A 24,989-nucleotide genomic window follows, 5' to 3' on the forward strand; every position below is an offset into this window, starting at 1 on the left:
AGGCTGATGATCTGTGTGGGGCCAGACTATCGGGACTCGGCCGATCTGGACCCAATGTGCCGGAACCACGCATTTACATTCCGGCACAGTAAGGTCATCGTTGAACCTCCAACTATGGAGAAGTTCATCATCACTCGTTCCGTGGGGGAATATCTTTTGTTGTCACCAATACCGGGCGGTCTTGCCCGAACGAAGGCCGTGGGGATCGCCATGGCAGCACTCATGGCGCTCAGTGGCTGTAACTCCAGCCCGGCAGCAGAGGGGAACCCTGCCCCGAGCGAAGCCTCCGGCTCCGGCGGAGCTGAGGCCATAGTGGTACGTGTCATCGACGGCGACACATTCAAGGCCTCGATAGACGGTGAAGATAAGACTGTCAGGCTCCTGAATGTCGACACTCCAGAGACCAAGGACCCCAACGCGCCCGTCGAATGCATGGGTCCCGAGGCGACCAAAGGCCTCGAACAGCTTCTGCCCGTCGGAGCCAAAGTCAGGCTCGAACTGGACGTCGAGCCTTTGGATAAATACGGACGCACGCTGGCGGGAGTTTTCGACTCAGCCGGAAAGCTGGTCAACGCCGAGGTCGCTCGGCTGGGACTCGGGGTTCCCGTCCTGTTCGAACCCAACAAGAAGTTTTACCCACCGGTTGTTGCGGCCTTCGACGAGGCTCGCACTCGGGGTGTGGGGCTGAACTCCTCGAGCGTCGCGTGCCTGCCGTCCCAGCAGGTCGCAAAGGCGACTCTGGCTGTTGAGACCCTCGCCGCCGCGCCCCTTTCCGCTTCCGCGTCCGAGCTGGACCGGGGCCACGCCGGGCTGGTCACCGCCCTCGCAACGGTCGCCGCGCTCAAAGCAGCGTCAAAAGCCAAGGACAGCGTCCACTGGGCCGCCTACAGGACGTCGCAGGTGGCGGCGATGGTGAACCGGCTGGATTCGGCGGCTACGGCTGGAGCTGCCAGGCAGACCGCCATTGGCGCGAAGAAGAAGGAACTCGCAAAAGCAGAAGCGGACGCAGCCGCCGCCGCAGCCGCCCGCCAGGCCGCCGAGGCTGCTGCCGCAGCGGCAGCTGCCGCCGAGGCCGAGCGAATCCGCAACCTGCCGCCCGCGCCGGCACCCTACGTGCCCCCGGCACCTGCCCCGTACGTCCCGCCCGCCTATGTACCACCCGCTTATGTTCCCCCCGCCCCAGCGCCGAACCCGTATCCGGGATACACAGGCCCCCGTTGTTATGCCCCGGGCGGCAAGTCCTGGAGGCCGTGCAGCAAACGGTAGCCCTAGTTCCAGGGACACGGGAGATCTGGACCAAATGTGAGAGCCTCGATCGTGAAAAACTCTGCCAACCCAGAAGGAGTAACCGTGACCGCATCCAGCATCAACACCGCCGACCTCTACGATGAGCGCGGCGACGAGCTCAGCTCCCTGGCCGTACAGTTCCAGTCCCTCGGCGGCCAGTCGCACTTCAGCGGGCCGGTCCGGACCATTCGATGCTTCGAGGACAACGCGCTGGTCAAGACCGTATTGGCCACCCCCGGCAACGGCTCCGTGCTGGTGGTGGACGGCGCCGGCTCCCTCCGCACGGCACTCATGGGGGACATGATTGCGGCGAGCGCCGTCGCGAACGGCTGGGCCGGCGTCGTGATCAACGGCGCCATCCGGGACCGGCTCGCTATCGCGGGGCTGCCGCTGGGGGTCAAGGCGCTGGGCAGCAACCCGCGCAAGAGCGCCAAGGAAGGCACCGGTGCCATCGACGTTCCGCTGGAGATCGACGGCGTGGCCATCCGCCCGGGTGCGATGATCTGGTGCGATCCGGACGGAATCTTGGTCGAACGCTGACGACTTTCTTCTGCCCGAGGTAGTGGCGGGAACATTTGAGCCAGTAACATAGTTACTGAAAGCAACTATCCGCTTGATCCCCACACTTCACCTTGGAGCAGTCATGTCCAAAACCACCTCCGTGCGCGCCGCAGGAGAGGTCCTGACCCACCGTCAGACCATCACCGTCATGGTGGGACTCATGCTCGGCATGTTCCTGTCTTCGCTGGACCAGACGATCGTGTCCACCTCGATCTACACGATCGCCAACGACCTCGACGGCCTTTCCCTGCAGGCCTGGGCCACCACCGCGTACCTCATCACCTCCACGGTGAGCACCCCGCTCTACGGCAAGCTCAGCGACATCTTCGGTCGCCGTCCGCTGTACCTCATCGCCATCCTGATCTTCCTCGCTGGCTCTCTCTACGCAGGATCGGTCCACTCCATGACCGAGCTCGCCATTGCCCGCGGCATCCAGGGCATGGGCGCCGGCGGCCTCCTGGCCCTCGCCCTGACCATCATCGGCGACATCGTGGCACTCAAGGACCGCGCCAAGTACCAGGGCTACTTCATGTCGGTCTTCGGCATCTCCTCGGTCCTGGGCCCGGTGATCGGCGGCGCCTTCGCCGGCACCGAGACCATCCTCGGAATCGACGGCTGGCGCTGGGTCTTCCTCATTAACCTGCCGATCGGCCTCGCCGCCCTCGCGGTGGTGTTCATGTACCTGCACCTCCCGGCCAAGCACGTGAAGCAGAAGATCGACTACTGGGGCGCGGCCGCCATCACGCTGGCGATCGTCCCGCTCCTCCTCGTCGCCGAACAGGGCCGCAGCTGGGGCTGGAGCTCCGCCAACTCCTACCTCTGCTACGGCCTGGGCGTCGTGGGCATCATCGGGTTCCTGCTGGCCGAACGGCGCGCCGGCGACTACGCCCTGATCCCGCTCCGGCTGTTCCAGAACATCACGTTCGGCCTGTCCTCGCTGCTGAACTTCATCATCGGCATCGGCATGTTCGGCGCCATCGCGATGCTGCCGATGTACCTGCAGCTGGTCAAGGGCCTGACGCCCACCGAGGCCGGCCTCATGATGATCACCTTCACGGTGGGCATCCTCACCGGCTCCATCACGGCCGGCCGGACCATCTCGGCCTCGGGCACGTACCGGATCTTCCCGATCCTGGGCACGGCGGTCCTGACCGTTGCCGCCGTCGTGATGGGCCTGTCCCTCGGTGCCGACACGCCGCTGTGGGTCCCGGGCGCCATCGCCGTCTTCTTCGGCCTGGGCCTAGGCTTCTGCATGCAGCCGCTGACGCTGGCCATGCAGGTCTCCGTCCCGTCGAAGGACATGGGCGTGGGCACCTCCTCCGCCGCGTTCTTCCGCTCCATGGGAGGCGCGGTGGGGACGGCCGTGTTCATCTCGATGCTCTTCAGCCTCGCGGCGGACAAGATCGCCGCGGGCATGAAGGACGCCGCGCAGAATGCCGCTTACCTCAAGGTGCTCAAGGATCCGGCCGTGGCCGCCGATCCCGCCAACGCCAAGCTCTACGAGTTCTTCAAGAACGGTGCCAGCAACGATTCACTGAACGACACCAGCTGGCTGCACACCGCCAACTCGACGCTGACCCGCCCCATCACCGAGGGCTTCGCGCAGTCGATCGACGCCGTCATGCTCACAGCCGCCGTGCTCACCGGCATCGCCTTCCTAATCACCTTCGCCCTGCCCAACAAGAAACTCACGGACCCGAAGGCGGCTGCCAAAGAGGCAGTTGCGGCCGCCGCCCACTAGGGCGTTCCTCCGGCCGGTTCATTTCACGGCAGTTCCACGTAGCGGCAGGCAGCACGTCACGGCAGGCAGTCTTTGGACTGCCTGCCGTTGTCGTCTGCAGTCAAACCGGGCTCCGGAAAGGGGCCCGACGCCGGAACCCTGCCGTGCGTGACGGCTGCGGTTTCCGGTCCGGCCGGCCCGGCCGACGGCGTGCGCAAAGTGTATGTTTCGTCTCACTTTCCGGCGGTTGTGACAGGCGGCACGCCGGCTCGGGTGTAAGACTGGGTAGCTGCGGCGAAGGCCGTGGAACGCGAACTGCCAAGGGAGCCGTATGACCATCACCCAGGACCAGACCGCAGCCAAGATCCCGAAACGGGTCATTTGGCTGGCCGTGGCGGGCGCCGTCGGCGGCTTCCTCTTCGGCTTTGACTCCTCCGTCGTCAACGGCGCCGTCGACGCGATCAAGGACGAGTTCGCCCTCAGCGAGGCCGTGACCGGCTTCGCCGTCGCCGTGGCCCTCCTCGGCTGCGCGGCCGGCGCCTACCTGGCCGGCAAGGTCGCCGACCGCTACGGCCGGATCCCGGCCATGAAGCTGGGCGCGCTGCTGTTCCTGGTCAGCGCCATCGGCACCGGGTTCGCGTTCGGCGTCTGGGACCTGATCTTCTGGCGCCTGGTGGGCGGGCTCGGCATCGGCCTGGCCTCGGTGATCGCGCCGGCCTACATTTCGGAGATCTCCCCCCGCCACGTCCGGGGCCGCCTGGCCTCGCTGCAGCAGCTGGCGATCACCACCGGCATCTTCGCCGCCCTCCTCTCCGACGCCGTGTTCGCGACGTCGGCCGGCGGCGCGGACCAGGCCCTCTGGTTCGGACTGGAAGCTTGGCGCTGGATGTTCATGGCCGCCGCCGTCCCCGCGGTGGTCTACGGCTGGATCGCCTTCACCCTGCCCGAATCGCCGCGGTTCCTGGTCTTCCAGGGCAAGAACGAGGAAGCCCTCAAGGTCTTCAAGACGATCGCCCCGGACGAGGACTCGGACCGGCACCTGCGCGACATCAAGACGGCCATCGACGAGGACAAGCTCGCCGGCCAGAAGGGTTCCCTGCGCGGCAAGGCCCTGGGCCTGCAGCCGGTGGTCTGGATCGGCATCATCCTGTCCGTGCTGCAGCAGTTCGTCGGCATCAACGTGATCTTCTACTACTCCACCACCCTATGGAAGGCCGTGGGCTTCCAGGAAAAGGATTCGCTCACCATCTCCGTGGCCACCGCCATCACCAACATCCTGGTGACGCTCGTGGCGATCGCCCTCGTGGACCGGATCGGGCGCCGCCCCATCATGCTGGCCGGCTCCATCGGCATGGCACTCTCGCTCGGCACCATGGCCCTGGCCTTCAGCTCGGCCACCGGGTCCGGGGACGCGATCTCGCTGCCCGGCGCGTGGGGTCCGGCCGCGCTGGTCGCCGCCAACGTGTTCGTCATTAGCTTCGGCGCCTCCTGGGGCCCCCTGGTGTGGGTGCTGCTGGGCGAGATCTTCCCGTCCCGCATCCGTGCCCGCGCCCTGGGCCTGGCCGCGGCCGCGCAGTGGATAGCCAACTTCGCCATCACCCTGAGCTTTCCCGTCATGGCCGCGGCCTCGCTGCCGCTGACGTACGCCATGTACGCGCTGTTCGCGGCGGCATCGTTCTTCTTCGTCATGTTCAAGGTGCCGGAGACCAACGGCATGTCCCTGGAACAGGCCGAAACCCTGTTCGTGCCCAAGGGTTCCGCGAAAGAGTCCGCCAAGGCCTGATCCGGCGCGCCGCGTGAGGCCGCCGCTGCACCCAGCGGCACGACAGAGAACGCCCATGCTTCCTCGGAAGCATGGGCGTCCTTGGTCACTGCGGATTCTGCACGGAGCCAGCGTTGCTACACCACGTGCGGCTCGTGCGCCGTGAGGTAGCGGCGCCCGCCGAAGACGACGGCAATCGCGGCCACCATGGCCAGCGCGCCGGCGAAGAAGGGCACCTGCGGGCCGAAGTGCTCGCCCAGCTGCGCGGCGGCAAAGGGTGCCAGGGCGCCGCCCATCCAGCGCACGAAGTTGTAGCCGGCGGACGCCACCGGCCGCGGCGAATCCGAAACGCCCATGGCCAGCTCAGTGTAGATGGTGTTGTTGACCCCCAGGAGTGCCCCGGAAATCACCACGAGGACCACGACGGCGGGCACCGAGTGCCCGGCGGACAGGCCCAGTCCCACAAGGTCCAGCATCAGCAGGACCAGGGTGCCGATGAGCACCCGGACGGCTCCGAAGCGGTTCTGCAGCAAGGGGGCGGCAAAGACCGAGAAGACGGCGACCGCGACGCCCCAGCCGAAGAACACCCCGCCGATCCCATAGGCGTCCATGCCCAGGATGAAGGGCGTGAAGGCGAGGACGGTGAAGAAGCCGTAGTTGTAGAACAGGCCGCTGGCCGCCGTCGTCCGCAGTCCCTTGTGGCCGAGGGCAAGCAGCGGATCACGGAGCCGGACTTTCCGCTCGGGCAGCGCGGTCTTGGGCAGCAAGGCAATGAGAGCGATGAAGGCGGAGGCCATCAGCACGGCCGTGCCGAAGAACGGGGCACGCCACTGCCAGCCGCCCAGCAGCGCACCCAGAAGCGGACCGAGGGAAATCCCCAGGCCGAGGGCGGCCTCGTACAGGATGATCGCTGTGCCGGCCCCGCCGCTTGCGACGCCGACAATCACCGCCAGCGCCGTGGCCACGAACAGTGCGTTGCCCAGTCCCCAGCCGGCCCGGAAACCGATGAGTTCAGCCACGCTGCCCGAGGTGCCAGACAGCGAGGCGAACACGACGATCACCGCCAGTCCGATCAGCAGCGTCCGCTTCCCGCCGATCCGGGAGGAGACGTAACCGGTGATGAGCATGGCGACCGCGGTCACCAGGAAATAGCTCGTAAAGAGCAGCGACACCTGGCTCGGGGAGGCGTCCAGGTTCTTGGCGATCGCCGGCAGGATGGGGTCCACCAGCCCGATGCCCATGAAGGCGAACACCGCCGCGAGGGCCGTCGCCCACACCGCCTTGGGCTGTTTGAGTAGCGAGGCCTTCTCGGCCTCGAGGGTAACTTCGGCTGCCGGCAGGGTGTCGGCGGGGTGGCCGTGCATGGGAGGGGCTCCTAAATGATGGGAATTTCGGTTGAGGGTCAGGCCTGGAGCGTCGCGTTGATCCGGCCGATGACCGGAAGGGCGGCGGCGAGGGCGGCGCGGTCATCGTCCGGGAGGGACGAGAGGATGCCGGCCATGACGGCGTTGCGGCGCTCGTTGGCGGAGGCGACGGCGGCGAGGCCGGCTTCCGTAAGGGTCACGCGGACGGCGCGGGAGTCGCTGGGGTCCGGTTCCCGGCGGGCGAGGCCGGCCCGCTCGAGCTTGATGATCTGCTCGGTGGCGCTGGGCACTTTGACGCCGAGGTTCCGGGCGATTTCGCCCACCCGCACTCCGCTGGCGGAGGAAGCACTGCCCCCGGTTGCGGGTGCGGCGTCCATCAGCATCTTGAGCGTGCTGAGCTGGGCGGCGCTGAGTTCGCCGTCGGCGTCGAGACGGCGGACGAGATAGATGCTGTGGCGGAGAGCCTCGCGGAAATCCTGGGCGAGGGCGAGAAGGCCGGGGTCAGCCGGTTCACTTGACGTCATAGTTAGGTAGCCTAACATTTAGGCTACCTAATGGCAAGGAATATCGCGTTGCCCTATCACTCTGGGTGGCTAAACCCGGCGAATAGCAACCGAGAGTGATAGCGCAACGGGCGGGTGACGGGTTAAACACGGCTTAAACACGCCGGCGCCGGAACTCGCGTGAGTTGCGGCGCCGGCCCAGCTAGGGCGTTAGTCAGACGACGGCCTTGGCTTCCTCGATGAGTGAGGAGACCGCGGCGAACAGCGGGTGGTCCGCTGCGAGGCCGGTGATCGTCTCCGTGGCCTCGTCCGGCGTGGACGCGGAGAGGATTTTCGCCAGCTCCACGGCCTCGGTGTCGGCCGGATCGTTGAAGCGCAGGGCCGCGGCGATCGCCCCGAGCAGCGCCTCGGGGACAATTCCGCGCTCGGCCAGCTCGGCAGCGGGGCCGATGAAGCGTTCGTGCCGGCTGAGTTTGCGCAGCGGGGCACGGCCCACCCGGTTGACGGTGTCCGGTAGGTGCGGGTTGGAGAAGCGGCCCAGGATCTTCTCCACGTACGCCTCCTGATCCCCGCGGTTGAAGCCGTGCTTGGCCACCAGCAGCTCCTTGGTTTCGTCCAGGACGGCGCGCACGTCAGCCGCGACGTCCTGATCGGCCATGGCCTCGGAAATCTTGCCCAGGCCGGCCTCGAAGCCGAAGTAGGCCGCCGCCGCGTGGCCCGTGTTGACGGTGAACAGCTTCCGTTCGATGTACGGCTCCAGGTCGTCCACGAAGGTCGCGCCCGGGATCACCGGCGCCTGCCCGGTGAAGGGGGTACGGTCGATCACCCACTCATAGAACGTCTCCACCGTGACGTCCAGGCCCTGCCCGGCCTCCTGGTTGGGCACGATCCGATCTACTGCCGTGTTGGCAAACACGGCGGCAGCGTCCAGGGACCCGGCGGCCGGATCCCACTGGGCAGCAACTTCGGACTTGAGGATGTCGGTCGCGTTGATCGCGTTCTCACACGCCATCACCTGTAGCGGCGGCAGCCCGGGGGCGCGGGCCGTGATCCCCTTGGCGATCACAGGCGCCACAAACTTCAGGATGTGCGGCCCGACGGCGGTGGTGACGATGTCCGCCGTCGCGATTTCCGCGACGACGTCGGCTTCCTGGGTGCCGGAGTTCAGCGCACGGAAGTTGTCGATGGTGCGGACGGCGGGGTTCTCTCCCACTTCGTGGACCTGGTAGCTGTCCGCGGCGGCCAGCTGGGTGATGAGGGCGTCCGCGACGTCGGCGAACACCACCTCATACCCGGCCTCGTGCAGCAGCAGGCCCACGAATCCGCGCCCGATGTTTCCGGCTCCGAAATGAACAGCCTTCACTAGGAGTTGACCTTTCCGAACAGGGCCAGCACTTCGTCAACCGTGGTGGCCGCCTCGAGCTGGGCCACCTGGGCCTTGTTGGTGAAGACCTTGGCGATCGAGGACAGGATGTGCAGGTGTTCGTTGTTGACGCCGGCCACGCCGACCACGAACTTCACTTCCTTGCCGTTCCAGTCGATGCCGTTCGGGTAGCGGATCACCGATACCGCGGACTTCATGATGTGGTCCTTCGCGGCGTTGGTGCCGTGCGGGATCGCAAGGAAGCTGCCCATGTACGTGGAGACGGATTCCTCGCGTTCGTGCATGGCGTCAATGTAGCCGGAGTCGACGGCGCCGCGGTCCAGCAGGAGCTGCCCGGCCTCATCGATCGCGGCGTCCCGCGTGGTGGCGGTGCCGTTGAGGATGACGCTTTCGGCCACCAGGATCCCTGCGGGACCAGTATCGGCGTCCGGCTCGGCCTCCGCGGGGGCCTCCGGCGCGGCGACAGCGGCCGCGGCTGGGACCGCTCCCGCGGTGCCAGCCGCTGTCGCATCTGCTTCCGTATTGCTGGCCTTGACCAGTTCCACGATCTCGTCGTACCGCGGGCTGTTCATGAAGTTGTCCACGGAGACATGCACGGCGCTGGCGGTCGCGGGCTTGGCCCGCTCGGTCAGGTCCTGGTGGGTGATGACGACGTCGAACGTGTCGCTGAGGTTGGCGATTGCGGAGTTGGTGACCTTGACGTCCGGGAAACCGGCCGCCTTGATCTTGTTGCGGAGCACGGACGCGCCCATCGCGCTGGAGCCCATTCCGGCGTCGCACGCAAAGACGATGTTCTTGATCGGGGTCGCGAGGACGGCGACGCCGCTGGGGCCCACGCCCTCACCGATCAGGGCCGCGGAAACCGAGCTCTTCTTGCCCTTCAGGGCCTCCATCCGGTGCGTGGCCTCGCCGAGATCGTCCTCCGCGGGTGCCTTGCTGGCCTTCAGGATCACCGATCCGATGAGGAAGGACACCGTGGTGGCGAACAGCACCGAGAGGGTCACGCCGACGTAGCTGTCGCGTGCGGTGGAGGCGTAGACAGCGATGATGCTGCCTGGGGCAGCCGGGGACCGGAGGCCGGCGCCGGTGACCACCAGGGTGAAGATGCCTGTCATGCCGCCGCCGATTGCGGCGAAGATCATCATCGGCTTCATCAGGACGTACGGGAAGTAGATCTCGTGGATGCCGCCGATGAACTGGATCACTGCCGCGCCAGGCGCCGACGCCTTGGCCAGACCCTTGCCGAAGAACGAGTAGGCCAGCAGGACGCCGAAGCCGGGACCGGGGTTGGCTTCGAGCAGGAACAGGATGGACTTGCCCTGCTCGAGCGCTTGCTGGGTGCCGAGCGGGGTGAGAATGCCGTGGTTGACGGCGTTGTTCAGGAACAGGACTTTGGCGGGCTCGATGAAGATGCTGGTAAAGGGCAGCAGGCCGTTCACCACAAGGAATTCGACCACGGCGCTGGCGCCGTTGCTGAATGCCTTCACGATAGGGCCGACCACCAGCATGCCGACGACCGCCATGGCAGCGGCCAGGATGCCGGCCGAGAAGTTGTCGATCAGCATTTCGAAGCCGGGCTTGACCCGGCCTTCCCAGATCTTGTCCGCCTTCATCATCAGCCACGCGGTGAGCGGGCCCAGGATCATGGCGCCGATGAACATGGGGATGTCAGTACCGACGATCACACCCATCGTGGCCACGGCACCGACCACGCCGCCACGCACGCCGTAGACCATCCGGCCACCGGTGTAGCCGATCAGGAGCGGGAGCAGGTACGTGATCATCGGCCCAACGAGCTTGCCGAGCTCCGCATTGGGGAAGAAGCCCGCCGGGATGAAGAGCGCCGTGATGAAGCCCCAGGCGATGAACGCGCCGATGTTGGGCATGATCATGCCGGACAGGAACGTCCCGAATTTCTGGACGTGCACCCGCACGCTGGTCTTTGGTTTCGCAACTGTATCTGTTGCCATGTGAGTTCCTAACCGTCGTTCCCGCTGCTTTGCAGGATGGTCCGATAATTTCGCCGAGCTAGCTGGTGGAGCTGTTGGAGATCCGGTGGAGCCATTCGAGGAAGAGCTTGAGTTCCGAGCTGGAGAGCTGGTCCGAGTGGGACGCCTGGAGTGCCGCGTTCAATGCGATGGCCGCCACGACCACGGAGGATTTTCCGCTGTCATCAGAACCGTTGCTCCGGGCCTGCTCGGTGGAAACCGCAAAGATCATGGCGTCGCGGGTCATGGCGGAGAGCTCGAGGTTCCGCTCCGGCACCTTTTCCGCGATCAGCATGAGGGTCATGCCCACGTTGGCCGCCAGGATGGACCTGGCCGCCTCCTTGGGCTGGACGTTGAGCTGCCCGGAGACTGCCGCCTTGTTGAGCATCTCCTCCATGAGGGCCTCGGCATCGGCGACGATCGCCGGACGGCTCTCAGGGCGGATATTGCCAAACATGACGAGATAGAGTTCCGGCTGTTTCAGCCCGAACTGGACATGGTTGTCCCACATCCTGCGGATGTCCTCCAGCGGTTGGCCAGAGGGCGCGAAGTCACGTTCGCCCGCGACATATTCGTCAAAACCTGCTGCGACGACGGCGTCGAACAGCCCTTCCTTGTCACCAAAGTGGTGGTAGAGGGTCGGTGCCGTAACACCGGCCAGCTGTGTGATCTGGCGGGTCGAGACTGCGGATCCGCCCGAGTTGGCCAGCAGCTCGGCGGCCGCGCGCAGCAGCCGGGCCTTGGGTGGTAGCTGGCCATCGATACTCATAACCGCTACCCTAGCACCTATAGCAACGCTATATGAACTGCATCACATACAATTTTTGCAGGTGCCGTGACCCGCCTGTTGACGTAGCCGTCGACGGCAGGCACAAATGATCAGCAGGGTCAGCGGCGGCACCTGGTTTACCGGCTTAGTGGCCACTGGCCTACGACAGAGAATGAGGACCTTCAGTGCAGAACTTCCCAGGAGTAGGCGTTAGCCCAGGCCGCATCATCGGCACCATCCGGCAGATGCCCAAACCGATCAGCGAACCGCCCGCCGGAGAGCAGCTTCCCGCCGGCGTCACGGCGGAAGACGCGACGGCGGCACTGAAAGCCGCGGCGAAATCCGTCCACGACGAACTCAAGGCCCGCTCCGAGACAGTCACCGGCGACGGCAAGGCCGTCCTCGAGGCCACGGCCCTCATGGCCACCGACACCATGCTGCTCAAATCCGCCACCAAGCTGATCGGCCGCGGCACGTCCGGGCAGCGGGCAATCTGGGAAGCCGGTGCCTCCGTCTCGGAAATGCTGCACAACCTCGGCGGCTACATGGCCGAGCGCGCCACGGACGTCCTGGATGTCCGGTCCCGGATCGTGGCGGAACTGCGTGGAGTCCCCGCGCCGGGCATTCCCGTGTCCTCCACCCCGTTCATCCTCGTTGCCGAGGACCTGGCCCCGGCCGATACCGCCACCCTGGATCCGGAAAAGGTGCTGGCCCTGGTCACCGCCGGCGGCGGGCCGCAGTCCCACACGGCGATCATCGCCCGCTCGCTGGGCCTGCCGGCCGTGGTCGCCGCCGTCGGGGTCGACGAGCTCGCCGACGGCACCGAGGTGTACGTGGACGGCGCGGCCGGCCTCATCACCGCGAACCCGGATGAGTCCCAGCGCGCGGCCGCAGCGCACTGGGCCGCCACGGCGTCGTTGTTGGCCGCCTTTGACGGGACGGGCACGACGTCGGACGGCCACCTTGTGCCGCTCCTCGCCAACGTCGGCGGAGCCAAGGACGCCGTAGCCGCGGCAGGGCTGAACGCCCAGGGCGTGGGGCTGTTCCGGACCGAGTTCTGTTTCCTTGAGCGGGACACCGAACCGACCGTGGAAGAACAGGCCGCCGCCTACCAGGGCGTCTTCGACGCCTTCCCGGGCAAGAAGGTGGTGCTCCGCACTCTCGACGCCGGCGCGGACAAGCCGCTGCCGTTCCTGACCGACGCCACCGAACCCAACCCCGCCCTGGGCGTCCGCGGCTACCGGACAGATTTCACCACGCCGGGGGTCCTGGAACGCCAGCTGCAGGCAATCGCCCTGGCCGAGAAGGCATCCGAGGCCGACGTCTGGGTGATGGCCCCGATGATTTCCACCGCGGAGGAGGCGGCCCGCTTTGCCTCGCTGTGCGCCACGGCAGGGATCAAGACCCCCGGCGTCATGGTGGAGGTCCCCTCGGCTGCCCTGACGGCTGAGGCCATCCTCCGCGAAGTCGGCTTCGCAAGCCTGGGCACCAACGACCTCACCCAGTACGCCATGGCCGCCGACCGCCAGCTCGGCCCGCTGGCCGGCCTGAACACACCCTGGCAGCCGGCCGTACTGCGGCTCGTGGGCCTGACGGTGGAGGGTTCGGCCGCCGAGGGGCACAACAAGCCGGTGGGCGTGTGTGGCGAGGCCGCGGCGGACCCGGCCCTCGCCGTCGTCCTCACCGGACTGGGCGTCACCACCCTGTCCATGACGGCGCGTTCCATCGCGGCCGTCGCCGCCGTGCTGAAGACCGTCACCCTGGCCGAAGCGCAGGAGTTGGCCAAGCTGGCCTTGTCCGCGCCGAGCGCAACTGAGGCCCGCGCCTGGGTCCGGGCAAAACTGCCGGTTCTGGAGGACCTTGGGCTGTAACCGCGCGGCAGCCGGTGGGCCCGCGGCCGGTGGGCCCGCGGGCCGGCCCACCGACAGGCCCTTCCGCTGCGCCGGTGCCGCTAGGATGCACTCATGGCACTGATAGCTCCCCGGGTGACGGCCGGCCTCCCGGCCGAAGACGCGCAGAAACTGCGGTACGCCCTCGACGGCAGCCACGACATCACGGTGTTCGTCGACGGCACCGTCCACCGGCTGCCGCCCGCGGCGCGGGACGCCGTCGTCGATTTGCTGGGCCGCTTCAGCCGCGGCGAGGCCGTTACCGTCAGCAGCGTCGAGGAGATGCTGACGACGTCCCGGGCCGCGGAGCTTGCGGGGATTTCGCACACGTACCTGCGGAACATGACCGACCGCGGTGAGATCCCGGTCGAATACCGCGGAACACACCGACGGATCCGGCTGGCCGACATCATGGCCTGGCTCGAGACGCAGAAGAAGAACGGCATGGGCGCCGTGTCACCGGCCGGCCAGGACGACGAGGGTGCCGGTGTTGAGTGAACAGACGCTTCATGAAGGGATGCTTCATGAAGCAGTGATAAGGATCAAGCAACGATCCCGCTCCTGCGCGGAAACACTGATATCGCGCGGGTTACGCTTGAATTGTGGGTAAATTCAGAGGGTGGCACATCGTGGCAGGCATCGCCGCCATGCTGCTCGCTGGCATCTTCGGAACCGCGATGGGCCTGAATATCACCGCCACTTATTTGGCCAGCGGCGTCGCTTTCGTTGCGGTCTCCCTCTGGGTGGACAGCCGGATTTCCCGCCGCCGGAGCGCACTCCGCCATCCCGGTCCCGGCGCCGGTCAGGACGCGAAACTGGCCCTGGACGCCGATTCCTCCAAGCCCGAGGGCTAGGCCGCAGGCTCAAATCAGGCTGCATCCGCTAAATCCGCGGCCGGCCCGCCCAGCGCCGCGCTTTGAGCGCAGCATGCAGTTCCAGCCGCACCATTCCCTTCAGCGGATCCACGCCCAGCAGCTGGCGGATCCGGCCGAGCCGGTTGTAGATGCTGCTCCGGTGCAGGTGCAGCTTGGCCGCGACTTCCTGGACCGAGCCGTCGTTGTCGTAGAACAACTCCAGCACGGGCAGCAGCTCGCGGTTGCGGTCATGGTCCTCGAGCATGCGGAAGTACACGGATCCCGCGTCCGCCCAGGCCCCCGCCCCACCGCCGGCCGAGGCCAGGAGCTGGTAGACGCCGGTGGCCCGGCAGTCGACGAGCTCGCCCAGTTGCGGGTCCACTGCCGCGGCTTGGGCCGCCTGCCGCGACTGCCGGTAGGCCTCGGCGAGTTCCCGCGGCTTGGCAAATCCCTCGCTCGTGCCCAGGATGATCCGCCGGACGGTGCGCCCAGAGCGTTTGGCGAGTTCCAGTTGATAGTGCACCAGCACCTGGGCGTGGTCAGCGCGTCCCGTGGATTCCTTGAAGAGCACCACGGCGTGGGTCTCCGTGCCGGCGCTGAACAGGGCGGCGTCCACCCCGATGGTCGCCTGCAGCGCCGCGGAGCGGTGAATGAGGGTATCGGCGATGGGGTCCGAGCCCCCGGCCCAGCCATCGGCGTCCAGGACGGTCACCAACTGCCAGGGTCCCTTGCCCTGGACCTCTTTCCAGCCCGCCACGGCAGCCGCCGCGTTCGCCTCGCCGGCGCAGGCGGCCAAGAACTCCTGCTCACGGCGGCGGCGGAACTCGGACTCGGCCGTGTTGGAATCGAGCAGCAGGGAGGACAGCTGCTCCAGCTCCGGCGCCACGTCCTGCAGTTGGGCGAGGACGGCCGCGGCGCTTGGTTCCTCGGCGTCGAGCTGGACCCAGAGGTACCCCACCCGGAAGCCGCGCACCAGCAGCGGCACGCACACACGGCCGAGCATGCCGAGGTCCTCGTTGGCCGGCACCACCACCGGCCGGACCGCCGTCGCAATCCCGTGGGAGAGCTGCCACGCGATGACGTCCACGGGGACCCGCTTGCTGAGCAGGAAGTTCACCCGGACGCGGTCCGCGTGCGATTGGTTCGAACTGTAGGCCAGGAGCAAGCCGTCGAGGTCCTCGAGGGAGAGGCCGCGGCCCAGCCGCTGCGCCACCTGCTCCACGAGCTGCTCCACGTCCTGCTGCTGCATCCTGCCACACTACTGCTCCGGCCCGCCGCGCTGCGAATGCAGCCGGGACGGACACGAGCCGACACCTGACGCCCGCCGCCTCGACAAATGTCTATCCGCGGATTTGAAAAACCCCGGAATCACGCGGCCGGCGCCCGTGGCGGTGCCGCGGCACCTGTCGCGTGCCTCACAGCGGGATTTATTCTGGAAGTACGAATCCCCCGCTCACCCAGGCCCACGAGGCCAACACCCACTGGAGCTAATAAATGATCATCGGTGTACCCAAAGAGATCAAGAACAACGAATTCCGCGTCGCCATCACCGCTGCTGGCGTCCACGAATTCCGCACCAACGGCCACACGGTCCTCGTCGAGCGCGGCGCGGGCCTGGGCTCCGGCATCACGGACGAGGAATACGCGATCGCCGGCGCGGAGATCGTCGCCGAAGCCGACGACGTCTGGGGCCGCGCCGACATGGTGATGAAGGTCAAGGAGCCGGTCAAGGCCGAATACCACCGCTTCCGTAAGGACCTGATCCTCTTCACCTACCTGCACCTGGCCGCCGAGCCGGAACTGACCCAGGAACTGATCAACTCCGGCGTCACCGCCATCGCCTACGAGACCGTCCAGGAAGGCCGCACCCTGCCGCTGCTGGCCCCGATGTCGGAGGTTGCCGGCCGGCTGTCCGTGCAGGTGGGCGCCACCTCCCTGATGGCCCCGGCCGGCGGCAAGGGCGTGCTGCTCGGCGGCGTCCCGGGCGTCCGCCCGGCCAAGGTTGTTGTCCTGGGCGCCGGTGTTGCCGGCACCAACGCCGCCGCCATGGCCCTGGGCCTGGGCGCCGACGTCACCATCCTGGACATCAACATCAACCGCCTCCGCGAACTGGATGCCCAGTACCAGGGCCGCCTGAAGACGGTCGCGTCCAACAAGTACGAGATCGAGAAGTCCGTGGTCGACGCCGACCTCGTGATCGGTTCGGTCCTGATCCCCGGCGCCAAGGCCCCGAAACTGGTTACGAACGAGCTCGTGTCCCGGATGAAGCCCGGCTCGGTGCTGGTGGACATCGCAGTGGACCAGGGCGGCTGCTTCGAGGACACCCACCCCACCACGCACCAGGAACCGACGTACAAGGTCCACAACACGATCTTCTACTGCGTCGCCAACATGCCCGGCGCCGTTCCGAACACCTCCACGTACGCGCTGACCAACGTCACCCTGCGCTACGCCGTCTCCCTGGCGAACCTGGGCGTCAAGGCTGCGTTCGAGCGCGATGCCGCCCTGGCCTCCGGCCTGAACATCGCCGGCGGCAAGGTTGCCCACCGCTCGGTCTCCGAGGCGCACAACCTGCCCCTCGTCTCCGATTGGCACGAGCTGGTCTCCGCGTAACCTGCCGGTCGCCGCTTAGCCAACACTGCATCGGCTGCTCCGCAACCGCCCTTTTGGACCCCCAGAACGGCAGTTACGGAGCAGCCGATGGTGTTTTAAGCCAGGGAGCGGGCCTGCTCGATCAGCCGCAGCACCTGGAGCGGCCCCTCGGGGTCGACGGGGACGGGCAGCGCCGAGGCTGCCCCGCCGTCGGCGATCTTTGCGGCCAGGATCCGGTAGAACTCCGGGTAGGCGCCCCGTTCGGTGGGCAGTCGGTCCAGATGCCCGTCGCGCCCCAGCAGTCCGGCCCAGTCCGGATCTTCCATGCCGTAGTCGGCGTCCAGCGGGCTTCCGCCGGCCACGATGTAGGGCTCCTGCGGGTCCACACCGTGCTTGGTGAAGCCGCCCTCGCTGCCCAGGATCCGGTAGCGCGGCCCCTGCTGGGCGCAGAGCATGTTCATCCAATGGTGGCTGGTCACCCCCGAGTTGTGCCGCAGGGCCACGAAGACGTCGTCGTCAGCCACACCTCCCGGCCGCCGGGCCGCCAGTTCCGCGTGCGTGACCGTGGCCGGCCCGAAAAGCTGCACGGCCTGGTCCAGCAGGTGCGTGCCGAGGTCAAAGAGCACCCCACCGCCGTCGTCGGCCGTGGCTGCCGCCTTCCATGCCTTGGGGACATCCGGCGACCACCGCTCAAAGCGGGATTCAAAGCGGGTCACGGTGCCGAAGGCTCCCGCGTCCATAAGCGCCTTCACCGTGAGGAAGTCGCCGTCCCAGCGCCGGTTTTGGAACACGGTGAGCACCCGGCCCAGCCGCGCGGCCAGGTCGATGAGTTCCTGCCCCTCGGCGCTTCTGACGGCGAACGGCTTGTCGATAACGACGTCGAGCCCGGCTTCCAGCGCAGCTTTCGCCAGCGGGTAGTGGGTGGCGGGCGGCGTGCCGAGCACCAGCAGGTCCAGTTCTCCAGCGAGCTCCAGGATGTCCGCCGGGGTGTCGACGATCCTGGCCCCCGGGTAGCTCTGCGCGGCAGCAGACTGCCTGCCGGCGTCGGAGGTGGAGATGGCGTCCAGCGAATAGGCGGGGTTTGCGGTGATGAACGGGGCGTGGAAGACGCTGCCCGAGAGGCCGAAACCGGCGACGGCGGTGCGGATGGGCCGGGTTGGATCGTTGCTCATGGTGCCTAGGCTACCGCCCTGCCCGCTTGTTGGACCCGGCGGGTTGGTTGAACGGACGGCAGGTTAAGAGAACGAGGCCGGCGCCACCCGGATGCTTCCGGGGGCGCCGGCCTCGGCCATGCTGCTCAGTACTGTTCAGTATTACTCAGTACTGCCTAGTACTGCTCAGTCGGCAGAGCTTACTTCTTGTCCCAGCCGACGACGCTCCAGTCCGGGGTCTGGAACAGGCTGGCGCCGTAGTTGGCCAGGCCCGTGCGGGCGAAGTAGATCTGCGGGCCGTTCATGATCACGCCCATGGAGAAGTACTTTTCCATGTGCTTCTTCTCAACGTCCATGGCGGCCTTGTTGCGCTGGGTGTCATCCTGGATGGACGCGAGGTCCTTGATGGCCTTGTCCAGTTCGGCGTCGCCGAGACCGTTCTCGTTGGTGGCGGAGTCGTAGAACTGCTTCACGGCGGCGGTGGCGTCGGCGCCCACCGTGTAGCCGCTGATGGTGAGCTGGAAGTCGCGGCTGCCAACCACCTTGCCGAAGTCGGCGTCGCCGCGCTGGTCAATGCCAACCTCCATGCCGGCCGCCTGCAGCTGCTTCTGCAGCGTCTGCACGGTGGCCAGGGCGGTGGGATCGTCACCGAAGTTGGTGATCTTGAACGACGCCGGAACGCCGGCCTTTTCCATGATGCCCTTGGCGTTTGCCGTGTAGCCGGCCTCGGTCAGGACCTTCTTGGCGGCATCGGCGCCGGTTTCCTTGACCGGGTAGTTGTCCTGGTAGTACTTCGAGAACGGCATCAGCATCATCGAGCCCGAGCTGTTCTCGTCCCAGTTCAGGCCGCCGAAGCGGACGGCGCGGATGGCGGGACGGTCGACGGCGGTGAAGATCGCCTTGCGGACGGCGACGTCGGTGAGCGGCGCCTTCAGGGCGTTGAGGTTCAGGCCGCCCGCGAACAGGCGCTGACCACGGCGGACCTCGGAGTTCTTGGAGCCTTCCAGCTGCTTGTACTTGGTCAGCGTGCGGCCGTCAGCCATGTCGACCTCGCCGTTCTTGAAGGCGGCGATCTCGGCGCTGGCCTCCAACTGGCGGAAGATCACCTTCTCCAGGACCGGCTTCTCCCCCCACCACTTGTCGTTCGGAACAAGGGAGACGGTCTTCGCGGCAGAGTCAAACTTATCCACCTTGAACGGGCCGGCCATCCACTCGGGGTGCATTTCACCGCTGAAGCCGGTGTTGAACAGTTCCGGGGTGTTGACGGCCTGCGGGATGAAGCCGCCGAAGATGTCGCTGAGCGGGTACACCGGCTGCGTGGTGGTCACAACGACTTCCTTGTCGCTGCTTCCGGCCTTGACGGAGTCGATGAACTCGTAGGCGCCGGACGAGACGATGTCGATGTCCTTGTTCTTGCCGTTGAGCATCTTCCACGTGTTTTCGAACGTGGCGGCGTTGATCGGAGTGCCGTCGTTGTAGGCGGCCTTCGCGTTGATCTTGATGGTGATGGTCTGCTTGCCGTCTTTGACCTCGCTCTTGAAGTCTTCGCAGAAGTTCTTGTTGAGGTTGGCGGTGCCGTCGAAGTCCAGCTTCCAGCAGCCCACGTAGCCGGCCTCGTCGATCGGGTAGTGCAGTTCCGTATTGTCCGCCGAGTTGCCCGCGTTGGAGAAGCCGTTGAAGTCCGGTCCGATGTTGCCCAGGGGCAGGGTCACGGTGCCGCCCTGCTGCAGCTCGGCGGCCTTCTTGGCGTTGACGCTGACGAGCTTGCTGAGGTCGCCGGAGGCGTCCTGGGCCTTGGCGCTCTCGGCCGTGGTGGAGGCGCCGCCGCTGCCGCAGGCAGTCAGCGCAAGCGCCGCCACGACGGCGGTGATGGCGCCGACCTTGGTGCGATTTTTCATGAGATCCCCTTCATTTTTTCGTGCGAGTGTGATGCATGGTGGTCTGGCGGATTGGTGGTTGCTGGTGCCGGTTCTGGCGGTCGGGCTGTCAGTGGTCTTCGTGGACCACGACCATGTCCGCGTCCAGTTCGCCGTCCGGGTAGAAGCAGGCGAACTGCTGGTCGACGGCGGCCGGTTCCAGGACGGGCTCCAAGGTCAGGCACTTCTCCTGCTTGGCCGGCGGCAGGGCCGCAAACACGGGACAGCGGGTGGCGAAGTTGCAGCCCGCCGGCGCCTCCAACGGCGAGGGCAGGTCGCCCTGGAGGATGATCCGTTCGCGGGTGCGCTCCAGCTCCGGATCCGGTACCGGAATCGCGGAGAGCAGGGCCCGGGTGTAGGGGTGGCGGGGGTTGTCGAAGACGGCGTCGACGTCTCCGATCTCCACGATCTTGCCCAGATACATGACGGCAACGCGGTTGGAGATGTGCCGCACCACGGAGAGGTCATGCGCCACCATGAGATAGCTCAGGCCCAGTTCGGCACGGAGCTTGTCCAGGAGGTTGATGACGCCGGCTTGCACTGACACGTCGAGGGCGGAGACGGGTTCGTCCAGGACAACCAGCCGGGGGTTCACGGCGAGGGCGCGGGCAATGCCGATCCGCTGGCGCTGGCCGCCGGAGAACTGGTTGGGGAAACGGTTGACGTGGTCCGCCTGCAGGCCCACCAGCTCCATGAGCTCCATGATTCGCTTCCGGATGGCCGGCTTGGGCATGCCCAGGTTTTCCATCGGCTCGGCCAGGACCTCGTAGACGGTGAAGCGCGGATCCAGCGCCCCGGTTGGATCCTGGAACACCATCTGCAGTTCCCTGCGCATGGCGCCCTTGGTCTTGGCGTCGGCGGCCTGCTTGTTGCTCAGCCCGCCAATGACCACCTCGCCGTCCTGGTCCTTGTGGAATTCCATGATTTCCAGCAGGGTGGTGGTTTTTCCGCAGCCGGACTCCCCCACGATCGAGAAGCACTCGCCCTCTCGGATATCGAAGCTCAGCCCGTCCACGGCCTTCACCGTGCCGATCCTGCGCTTGAGCAGGGCGCCCTTCATGAGCGGGAAGTGCTTCCTGACGTCGCGGAGTTCCAGGACAGGCTTGCGCTCGTGCCGCGGCACCACGTCGAAACGGGAGACCGGCACAGCCGGGGCGGCAAAAATCGCGTGCGCGTCGACGTCGGCGAGGGCTTCGGTCTTGATGCACGCGGCGCTGTGCCCGGTCCCGGGCCCCACTGCCCGCAGGTCCGGTTCGCCGTCGAGGCAGGCCTCGCTGGCCAGCGGGCAGCGCGGCGCGAAGGAGCAGCCGGTGGGCGGATGGGCGAGGTTCGGGGGGATGCCCTCGATCGGCACCAGCGAGGTCTTTTCCGCGATGTCCACGCGCGGGACCGCGCCGAGCAGGCCCATGGTGTAGGGCATCCGAGGGCTGTAGTAGATGTCGTCGACGCTGCCGGTCTCCACCGGCCTGCCGGCGTACATCACCATGATGTCGTCCGCCATGCCGGCGACCACGCCGAGGTCGTGCGTGATCATGACGACGGCGGCGCCGGTCTCCTCCTGCGCGGCGTGGAGCACCTCGAGGACCTGCGCCTGGATGGTGACGTCCAGCGCCGTCGTCGGCTCATCGGCGATCAGAACCCGGGGGTTGTTGGCGATCGCGATGGCGATCATGACGCGCTGGCGCATGCCGCCGGAGAACTCGTGCGGGAAGGCCTTGAGCCGGTCCTTCGGGCTGGGGATGCCGACCAACCCCAAGAGTTCGACGGCGCGGGCCACCTTGGCCTGCTTGCTCATGGTCGGGTTGTGGACGGTCAGGGCCTCGACGATTTGGGTGCCGACCGTATAAACGGGGGTCAGGGAGGACAGCGGGTCCTGGAACACCATCGCCAGGTCGTTGCCGCGGTGCCGGCACATGGCCTTGTCGCTGAGACCCAGCAGTTCCTTTCCCTTGAGCCGGACGGAACCGCTGATTTCCGCCGTCGGGGGCAGCAGGCCCATAATCGCCATGGACGTGACCGACTTGCCGGAACCGGACTCGCCCACGATCCCCAGCGTCTTGCCCGGCAACACGTCGAAGTCGATGCCGCGCACCGCGTGCACCACGCCGTTCTCCGTGTTGAAGCGGACGTTGAGGTCGCGGACGGAGAGGACCGCGTCGGTGGGGGCGTGCAGCCCGGCGACGCGGAGACGCTCGGCGGTGCTCTGGGCGGTGTCCGGGGCGGTCGTATTGCTGGTCATTTGCTCGTCTTCTGTGTTTTGCCCGTCACGGCGCTGCCGATTCGCGCGCGGCCCCGCTTTGTGCGGCCAACGGAGCTGGAACTGGGGTCGAACGCGTCGCGGAGGCCATCGTTCATCATGGCCAGCGAGCCGGTCAGCAGGAACATCACGATCAGGGGAGCCCAGAACATCCACGGAAAGGTGGAGACCTGGGAGGTGGACTGGCCGATCAGCACGCCCAGGCTCACGTCCGGGACCTTGATGCCGATGCCGATGAAGGAAAACGCGACCTCGGCGAGGATGGCGCCGGTGACCCCGCGGGTAACTTCCAGGACCAGCAGGGAGCCGATGTTCGGCACGAGGTGGCGCCAGACGATCCTGCGCGGCGGGATGCCCATGTACTGGGCTGCTTTAACGAAGTCACGCTGCATGAGCGACAGCGACAGGGACCTGATCAGGCGCGCTGTGCCCATCCAGCTGAAGACCAGCAGCACGATGATGAGCAGTAGCCAGCTGGGGACGGTGTTCTTCAGGCCGTTGGCGCCGCCGCTCGTTGCCACCGCGACCACCAGCAGGGCGGGCATCATGATCAGGGCTTCGAGGATGAACAGCATGACCTTGTCCACCTTGCGGCCGAAGTACGCCATGGTGCAGCCGTAGACGGCGGCGATCAGCACCGAGACCAGACCGACGACGACGCCGATCAGGATGGAGACCCGGGTGCCTTCGACGGTCAGGGCGTAGAGGTCGATCCCGGCCTGGGAGGTACCCAGCAGATGCTCCCCGGAGGGCGGCATGCCGATGTTGAACGGGTCGATGCTCTCCTTGTCCCAGCTGCTGAAGAAGCCGCCGACGAAGGAGAAGAGGGTCAGGGTCAGGAAGATGACCAGGCCGGCGAGGGCTGTCCGGTTGCGCAGGAAGCGCCGCAGGATGATCCGCGACTTGCCGATCACGACGTCGTCGTTTTCGATCTTTCCTTCGTCCAGGACGGCGGCCGGGTCAATCGTGTTGAGGTTGGTCATGATTACTGCACCCGCACTCTCGGGTCGACGAGCGTGGTGGCGAAGTCGGCGAGGATCGCCCCGACCGCGAAGATGACGGAGCCGTAGGCGAGGGTGGCGGTGGCCGCGTTGACGTCCTGCAGCGCGATCGAGTCGATGGACCAGGATCCGACGCCGTGCCAGGCGAAGATCTTCTCGGCGAAGAAGCCGCCGGCGAAGATGGCCGGGATGGTGAAGGCGATGCTCTGCGCCACGGGGATGAAGGACACCCGCAGGGCGTGGCGGCTGATGGCCTGGTTGCGGGTCAGGCCCTTGGCCCGTGCCGTCCTTACGAAATCGGCGTTGACGTTGTCCAGAAGGTACTGGCGCTGGGCGATCTGGTACGCGCCCCAGCCCACAACCGTGATGGCGAAAGTGGGCACGGCGTAGTGGGCGAGCATGTCGACGAACTGGGCCCAGCCGCCGCCGTCGAGGCCCGGGGTGGAGATGCCGGTGACAAAGAAGACGCGCTCCCCGACCGACTCGTTGATGTTGATGGCGCCCAGCTGCACCAGGAAGTAGGCGATCGGGGCGGGGACGATGTACATGAGGTAGCTGTACGAGGTGATGACCCTGTCCGAGGCCTTGTACTGACGGGCGGCGGTGTAGACGCCGAGGGCGACGCCGATGACCAGGGTCAGGATGATCGAGGCCAGGAAGAGCCGGGTGGAGATCCAGACCCGGTCGCCGAACTCGGCGTTGATGAAGGCCCCGTTGGGGCTCCGCCCCCAGTCCCAGCGGGTGAGGATGCCCGTGAGCCAGTCGACGTAGCGCTCCCACGGGTTGAGCGTCGGATCGAGCCCCTTGAGCCGGAAGGAGTTGACCACTTGTTCGGGGGTGGGCCGCGGAATCCGCTCCTGCTCGAGCAGTGCCGGCTGCAGTGTGCTCACCGCCAGGAGATAACCGGCACTGGTGGTCAGGAAGATCATGAAGACATACGTGACGGCACGTTGGGCGAGGTATCGAAGCATGGAGCGGCTAGTTCTGGATCGCCGTTGTCTGAGCGGATCCGGGCGCCGAGGCGGCTGCTGGACGGGCCGGCCTGCCTGCCGGGGTGACAAGTCTATTCACAACTTAGGTCCTTCCGTCGTCCCCCATCCGGCAGTGGGTTCCGCCACCGGTTCGGGATCATGTGCCAGCTGGTTTTCCGGCCGCCCGCAGGCCTCGCGGCTGAGTCCTTGTGGACTATGTTGCGGGTCACATTCCAGAGGAAGCTATCACATATGCCGGGCCGCGGAGCGCTCCCGGCGGCCGCGACACGGCGGCTCAACTACAGATCGTTATGAATAAGTCCGTGGAGTGGATTTTGACTCGCGGAATGGCCAACACCGCGCTATTGTCCGGCTACTACGCGTGTGACGAGTTCCCGCCAGGTTTCCGCCAGCCGTTCGGGCGCAATCCCGTGCACGCTGACGGAATGGAGTAGCCGCTCCGGCTCCAGCGCCGCCCCGAGGGCTGACGCCATGAGGCCCGGGTCCGCCGTCACACCGGCCTCGCGCAGCAGCATCTCAAGGTGGCGGTGCCAGAGGACGGCCGGCGGCACATCGAACCTGTTGTAGGCCGACGCGTCGGCGGCCCGGGCCAACTCCCCGAACTCCAGGGTCCAGGCAATGCGGGCGGCACCCACGGCGATCAACCGCTCCAGGGGCGGCGCGCCGGGGCCCACCGGCGGCGGCCCAAAGATGAACCTGCCCTGGAATTCAGCCTCGGCATCACTAAGCAGGGCCATCATCAGCCCGGCACGGCTGCCGAACCGCCGGAAGACTGTCCCTTTTCCAACTCCGGCGCGCTGCGCCAGCCTGTCCATGGTGAGGGCGTCGACGCTGGATTCCTCCACGATTTCCCGGGCGGCGCAAAGAAGCAGCTCCCTGTTGCGCGCCGCGTCACGGCGCCCGGCTTCTGCGGCGGGCGCTGCGGGGCGCCCTCCCCCGGACTGGGCACCGGGACGGATCGGGATGAGGCTCACACCGCTGAGTCTAGCCCCCCGGAAT

General features: G+C 66.8%; 20 protein-coding genes. 8 read left to right on the forward strand and 12 right to left on the reverse strand.

All coding sequences use genetic code 11. The features are described 5' to 3' along the window. Positions 1-210 precede the first annotated feature (210 nt). The 4 genes from ACFRJ8_RS00355 (at position 211) to ACFRJ8_RS00370 (ending at position 5,351) form a co-directional block, all read left to right on the forward strand. Positions 211-1,266, forward strand: coding sequence for a thermonuclease family protein (locus ACFRJ8_RS00355; protein WP_377984180.1), 1,056 nt, complete (start codon positions 211-213; stop codon positions 1,264-1,266). A gap of 84 nt (positions 1,267-1,350) precedes the next feature. Further along, positions 1,351-1,827, forward strand: a complete 477-nt coding sequence (gene rraA / locus ACFRJ8_RS00360) for a ribonuclease E activity regulator RraA (protein WP_377984181.1) — start codon at positions 1,351-1,353, stop codon at positions 1,825-1,827. Positions 1,828-1,930: 103 nt separating this feature from the next. Further along, positions 1,931-3,589, forward strand: a complete 1,659-nt coding sequence (locus ACFRJ8_RS00365) for an MDR family MFS transporter (protein WP_377984182.1) — start codon at positions 1,931-1,933, stop codon at positions 3,587-3,589. A 310-nt stretch (positions 3,590-3,899) separates the two neighbouring features. Beyond that, positions 3,900-5,351, forward strand: coding sequence for a sugar porter family MFS transporter (locus ACFRJ8_RS00370; protein ID WP_377984183.1), 1,452 nt, complete (start codon positions 3,900-3,902; stop codon positions 5,349-5,351). Between the two features lie 116 nt (positions 5,352-5,467). Here ACFRJ8_RS00370 and ACFRJ8_RS00375 read toward each other — a convergent pair whose 3' ends face one another. The 5 genes from ACFRJ8_RS00375 to ACFRJ8_RS00395 form a co-directional block, all read right to left on the reverse strand. Further along, positions 5,468-6,694 (reverse strand): MFS transporter, encoded by a 1,227-nt coding sequence (locus tag ACFRJ8_RS00375; protein ID WP_377984184.1) that lies wholly within the window; start codon positions 6,692-6,694, stop codon positions 5,468-5,470. 38 nt (positions 6,695-6,732) lie between these two features. Continuing rightward, on the reverse strand, positions 6,733-7,218 hold the full coding sequence (locus tag ACFRJ8_RS00380; protein ID WP_377984185.1) for a MarR family winged helix-turn-helix transcriptional regulator: 486 nt from the start codon (positions 7,216-7,218) through the stop codon (positions 6,733-6,735). Positions 7,219-7,411: 193 nt separating this feature from the next. Continuing rightward, positions 7,412-8,560, reverse strand: coding sequence for a mannitol-1-phosphate 5-dehydrogenase (locus ACFRJ8_RS00385; RefSeq protein ID WP_377984186.1), 1,149 nt, complete (start codon positions 8,558-8,560; stop codon positions 7,412-7,414). Beyond that, on the reverse strand, positions 8,560-10,551 hold the full coding sequence (locus ACFRJ8_RS00390) for a PTS mannitol transporter subunit IICBA (protein ID WP_377984187.1): 1,992 nt from the start codon (positions 10,549-10,551) through the stop codon (positions 8,560-8,562). Before ACFRJ8_RS00390 ends, ACFRJ8_RS00385 begins: the two co-directional genes overlap by 1 nt. A 58-nt stretch (positions 10,552-10,609) precedes the next feature. Continuing rightward, complete coding sequence (locus tag ACFRJ8_RS00395; protein ID WP_377984188.1) at positions 10,610-11,338, reverse strand: TetR/AcrR family transcriptional regulator; 729 nt, start codon at positions 11,336-11,338, stop codon at positions 10,610-10,612. Positions 11,339-11,523: 185 nt separating this feature from the next. On the opposite strand from ACFRJ8_RS00395, the gene ptsP reads away from it, so the two are divergent. The 3 genes from ptsP to ACFRJ8_RS00410 all read left to right on the forward strand — a co-directional run bounded on the left by ptsP (position 11,524) and on the right by ACFRJ8_RS00410 (position 14,081). Further along, positions 11,524-13,209: a phosphoenolpyruvate--protein phosphotransferase gene (gene ptsP, locus ACFRJ8_RS00400; RefSeq protein ID WP_377984189.1), complete on the forward strand. Its 1,686-nt coding sequence runs from the start codon at positions 11,524-11,526 to the stop codon at positions 13,207-13,209. Between the two features lie 93 nt (positions 13,210-13,302). Continuing rightward, positions 13,303-13,725, forward strand: coding sequence for a helix-turn-helix domain-containing protein (locus ACFRJ8_RS00405; RefSeq protein WP_377984190.1), 423 nt, complete (start codon positions 13,303-13,305; stop codon positions 13,723-13,725). 104 nt (positions 13,726-13,829) lie between these two features. Beyond that, positions 13,830-14,081 carry a hypothetical protein gene (locus ACFRJ8_RS00410; RefSeq protein WP_377984191.1) on the forward strand — a complete coding sequence of 84 codons (252 nt, stop codon included), beginning with the start codon at positions 13,830-13,832 and terminating at the stop codon, positions 14,079-14,081. A gap of 28 nt (positions 14,082-14,109) precedes the next feature. Here ACFRJ8_RS00410 and ACFRJ8_RS00415 read toward each other — a convergent pair whose 3' ends face one another. Beyond that, the gene (locus ACFRJ8_RS00415) at positions 14,110-15,330 is read right to left on the reverse strand and encodes a PucR family transcriptional regulator (RefSeq protein WP_377984192.1); all 1,221 of its coding nucleotides are present in this window, start codon (positions 15,328-15,330) and stop codon (positions 14,110-14,112) included. Positions 15,331-15,575: 245 nt separating this feature from the next. Between ACFRJ8_RS00415 and ald the strand changes: the two genes are divergently transcribed. After that, positions 15,576-16,694, forward strand: coding sequence for an alanine dehydrogenase (gene ald, locus ACFRJ8_RS00420; protein ID WP_377984193.1), 1,119 nt, complete (start codon positions 15,576-15,578; stop codon positions 16,692-16,694). Positions 16,695-16,789: 95 nt separating this feature from the next. Here the strand turns inward: ald and ACFRJ8_RS00425 are convergent, their stop codons facing one another. The 6 genes from ACFRJ8_RS00425 to ACFRJ8_RS00450 all read right to left on the reverse strand — a co-directional run bounded on the left by ACFRJ8_RS00425 (position 16,790) and on the right by ACFRJ8_RS00450 (position 24,964). Continuing rightward, positions 16,790-17,845, reverse strand: a complete 1,056-nt coding sequence (locus tag ACFRJ8_RS00425; protein WP_377984194.1) for a Gfo/Idh/MocA family oxidoreductase — start codon at positions 17,843-17,845, stop codon at positions 16,790-16,792. A gap of 179 nt (positions 17,846-18,024) precedes the next feature. Then, a complete protein-coding gene (locus ACFRJ8_RS00430) occupies positions 18,025-19,722 on the reverse strand; it encodes an ABC transporter family substrate-binding protein (protein WP_377984195.1) in 1,698 nt (565 codons plus the stop codon). An 88-nt stretch (positions 19,723-19,810) separates the two neighbouring features. Next, on the reverse strand, positions 19,811-21,979 hold the full coding sequence (locus ACFRJ8_RS00435; RefSeq protein ID WP_377984196.1) for a dipeptide ABC transporter ATP-binding protein: 2,169 nt from the start codon (positions 21,977-21,979) through the stop codon (positions 19,811-19,813). Next, complete coding sequence (locus tag ACFRJ8_RS00440) at positions 21,976-22,980, reverse strand: ABC transporter permease (protein ID WP_377984197.1); 1,005 nt, start codon at positions 22,978-22,980, stop codon at positions 21,976-21,978. Before ACFRJ8_RS00440 ends, ACFRJ8_RS00435 begins: the two co-directional genes overlap by 4 nt. A 2-nt stretch (positions 22,981-22,982) precedes the next feature. After that, the gene (locus ACFRJ8_RS00445; protein ID WP_377984198.1) at positions 22,983-23,969 is read right to left on the reverse strand and encodes an ABC transporter permease; all 987 of its coding nucleotides are present in this window, start codon (positions 23,967-23,969) and stop codon (positions 22,983-22,985) included. A 362-nt stretch (positions 23,970-24,331) separates the two neighbouring features. Then, positions 24,332-24,964, reverse strand: coding sequence for a TetR/AcrR family transcriptional regulator (locus ACFRJ8_RS00450; protein WP_377984199.1), 633 nt, complete (start codon positions 24,962-24,964; stop codon positions 24,332-24,334). Positions 24,965-24,989: the final 25 nt, after the last annotated feature.

Origin of the sequence: Arthrobacter sp. NPDC056886 (assembly GCF_042788715.1) — a bacterium.
Lineage (GTDB): Bacteria > Actinomycetota > Actinomycetes > Actinomycetales > Micrococcaceae > Arthrobacter.

What these genes read in the sequence shown, in the direction of transcription:
- ACFRJ8_RS00425 (WP_377984194.1), bottom strand. Translation starts at nt 17,845, where the DNA reads ATGAGCAACGATCCAACCCGGCCCATCCGCACCGCCGTCGCCGGTTTC.
- ACFRJ8_RS00435 (WP_377984196.1), bottom strand. Translation starts at nt 21,979, where the DNA reads ATGACCAGCAATACGACCGCCCCGGACACCGCCCAGAGCACCGCCGAG.
- ACFRJ8_RS00370 (WP_377984183.1), top strand. Translation starts at nt 3,900, where the DNA reads ATGACCATCACCCAGGACCAGACCGCAGCCAAGATCCCGAAACGGGTC.
- ACFRJ8_RS00365 (WP_377984182.1), top strand. Translation starts at nt 1,931, where the DNA reads ATGTCCAAAACCACCTCCGTGCGCGCCGCAGGAGAGGTCCTGACCCAC.
- ACFRJ8_RS00355 (WP_377984180.1), top strand. Translation starts at nt 211, where the DNA reads ATGGCAGCACTCATGGCGCTCAGTGGCTGTAACTCCAGCCCGGCAGCA.
- ACFRJ8_RS00395 (WP_377984188.1), bottom strand. Translation starts at nt 11,338, where the DNA reads ATGAGTATCGATGGCCAGCTACCACCCAAGGCCCGGCTGCTGCGCGCG.
- ACFRJ8_RS00405 (WP_377984190.1), top strand. Translation starts at nt 13,303, where the DNA reads ATGGCACTGATAGCTCCCCGGGTGACGGCCGGCCTCCCGGCCGAAGAC.
- ACFRJ8_RS00415 (WP_377984192.1), bottom strand. Translation starts at nt 15,330, where the DNA reads ATGCAGCAGCAGGACGTGGAGCAGCTCGTGGAGCAGGTGGCGCAGCGG.
- ald (WP_377984193.1), top strand. Translation starts at nt 15,576, where the DNA reads ATGATCATCGGTGTACCCAAAGAGATCAAGAACAACGAATTCCGCGTC.
- ACFRJ8_RS00380 (WP_377984185.1), bottom strand. Translation starts at nt 7,218, where the DNA reads ATGACGTCAAGTGAACCGGCTGACCCCGGCCTTCTCGCCCTCGCCCAG.
- ACFRJ8_RS00390 (WP_377984187.1), bottom strand. Translation starts at nt 10,551, where the DNA reads ATGGCAACAGATACAGTTGCGAAACCAAAGACCAGCGTGCGGGTGCAC.
- ACFRJ8_RS00430 (WP_377984195.1), bottom strand. Translation starts at nt 19,722, where the DNA reads ATGAAAAATCGCACCAAGGTCGGCGCCATCACCGCCGTCGTGGCGGCG.
- ACFRJ8_RS00440 (WP_377984197.1), bottom strand. Translation starts at nt 22,980, where the DNA reads ATGACCAACCTCAACACGATTGACCCGGCCGCCGTCCTGGACGAAGGA.
- ACFRJ8_RS00445 (WP_377984198.1), bottom strand. Translation starts at nt 23,969, where the DNA reads ATGCTTCGATACCTCGCCCAACGTGCCGTCACGTATGTCTTCATGATC.
- ACFRJ8_RS00375 (WP_377984184.1), bottom strand. Translation starts at nt 6,694, where the DNA reads ATGCACGGCCACCCCGCCGACACCCTGCCGGCAGCCGAAGTTACCCTC.